Origin of the sequence: Paenibacillus sp. IHB B 3415, from assembly GCF_000802655.2 — a bacterium.
GTDB classification, from domain to species: domain Bacteria; phylum Bacillota; class Bacilli; order Paenibacillales; family Paenibacillaceae; genus Paenibacillus_AQ; species Paenibacillus_AQ phytohabitans.
On record NZ_JUEI01000281.1, the window covers coordinates 1 to 1801 of the forward strand.

Here is a 1801-nt window from a genome sequence, read left to right on the forward strand (position 1 = left end):
TACTTGGACCGAAGGGTCCTGGGAGAGTAGGACGCCGCCAAGCGGACAATCCACACACACTGTGGTATTTTTTTTGCCCTTATTAGTTGCATAGTGGTATGAGAACGGGCCTTTAGCTCAGCTGGTTAGAGCGCACCTCTGATAAGGGTGAGGTCAGTGGTTCGAGTCCACTAAGGCCCACCATTTTCCCTGATAGCTCAGTTGGTAGAGCACTCGACTGTTAATCGAGTTGTCACAGGTTCGAGTCCTGTTCGGGGAGCCATCTGGAGAGGTGTCCGAGTTTGGCCGAAGGAGCACGATTGGAAATCGTGTAGGCGCCACAAGCGTCTCGAGGGTTCGAATCCCTCTCTCTCCGTAGCTTTACCTTACAAATATTTAATCAACATGGCTCGTTGGTCAAGGGGTTAAGACACCTCCCTTTCACGGAGGTAACATGGGTTCGAATCCCATACGAGTCATATATGGAGGCTTAGCTCAGCTGGGAGAGCATCTGCCTTACAAGCAGAGGGTCGGGGGTTCGAACCCCTCAGCCTCCACCATCTATCTTTAACAGAATAGATTTTTAACATTGACGCGGGGTGGAGCAGCCCGGTAGCTCGTCGGGCTCATAACCCGAAGGCCGCAGGTTCAAATCCTGCCCCCGCAACCAATTTGGAACCGTGGTGTAGTTGGCCTAACATGCCTGCCTGTCACGCAGGAGATCGCGGGTTCGAATCCCGTCGGTTCCGCCATCTTTATCGGTCGCCTCCTAAAGAGTAACGGAGGCGTTCAAAGGTTCCCTCAGAATGGTTGGAAATCATTCGCAGAGTGCAAAGGCATAAGGGAGCTTGACTGCGAGACCTACAAGTCGAGCAGGGACGAAAGTCGGACTTAGTGATCCGGTGGTACCGCATGGAAGGGCCATCGCTCAACGGATAAAAGCTACCCTGGGGATAACAGGCTTATCTCCCCCAAGAGTCCACATCGACGGGGAGGTTTGGCACCTCGATGTCGGCTCATCGCATCCTGGGGCTGAAGTAGGTCCCAAGGGTTGGGCTGTTCGCCCATTAAAGCGGTACGCGAGCTGGGTTCAGAACGTCGTGAGACAGTTCGGTCCCTATCTGTCGTGGGCGCAGGAAATTTGAGAGGAGCTGTCCTTAGTACGAGAGGACCGGGATGGACGTACCGCTGGTGCATCAGTTGTTCCGCCAGGAGCATGGCTGAGTAGCTACGTACGGACGGGATAAGCGCTGAAAGCATCTAAGCGTGAAGCCCCCCTCAAGATGAGATTTCCCAATTAGTAAGACCCCTTGAAGACGACGAGGTAGATAGGTTGGAGGTGGAAGTGCAGCAATGCATGGAGCTGACCAATACTAATCGGTCGAGGGCTTATCCAAATTTTTAATACGCAGATTCGTTTCGGATTCAGTTTTCAGGTGATCAAGCCTGTTATGTATATTCCCTGATAGCTCAGTTGGTAGAGCACTCGACTGTTAATCGAGTTGTCACAGGTTCGAGTCCTGTTCGGGGAGCCATCTGGAGAGGTGTCCGAGTTTGGCCGAAGGAGCACGATTGGAAATCGTGTAGGCGCCACAAGCGTCTCGAGGGTTCGAATCCCTCTCTCTCCGTAGCTTTACCTTCCCTATATAGGGATGAGAATCCTAAGTGGTTCGTTGGAGCATAAGCTTCGTTAGCAACAGCTTCGCAATCTCGTAACGAAGTGAAGAGTATCCCTCTCTCTCCGTAGCTTTACCTTACAAGTGTTTAAACAGCATGGCTCGTTGGTCAAGGGGTTAAGACACCTCCCTTTCACGGAGGTAAC

General features: G+C 52.3%; 8 tRNA genes and 1 other annotated feature. All 8 genes read left to right on the plus strand.

The annotated features are described in order from the left end of the window. Positions 1-106: 106 nt before the first annotated feature. Positions 107-183 (plus strand) — tRNA-Ile (locus QW71_RS36620). A 3-nt stretch (positions 184-186) separates the two neighbouring features. Beyond that, positions 187-262 (plus strand) — tRNA-Asn (locus QW71_RS36625). A gap of 3 nt (positions 263-265) precedes the next feature. Beyond that, positions 266-355, plus strand: a tRNA-Ser gene (locus QW71_RS36630). Between the two features lie 31 nt (positions 356-386). Then, positions 387-458, plus strand: a tRNA-Glu gene (locus QW71_RS36635). 5 nt (positions 459-463) lie between these two features. After that, positions 464-539, plus strand: a tRNA-Val gene (locus QW71_RS36640). A 33-nt stretch (positions 540-572) separates the two neighbouring features. Next, positions 573-649, plus strand: a tRNA-Met gene (locus QW71_RS36645). Between the two features lie 10 nt (positions 650-659). Next, positions 660-1364 (plus strand) — a sequence feature (23S ribosomal RNA rRNA prediction is too short). 74 nt (positions 1365-1438) lie between these two features. Further along, positions 1439-1514 (plus strand) — tRNA-Asn (locus tag QW71_RS36655). 3 nt (positions 1515-1517) lie between these two features. Next, a tRNA-Ser gene (locus tag QW71_RS36660) sits at positions 1518-1607 on the plus strand. The last annotated feature ends 194 nt before the right edge of the window (positions 1608-1801 follow it).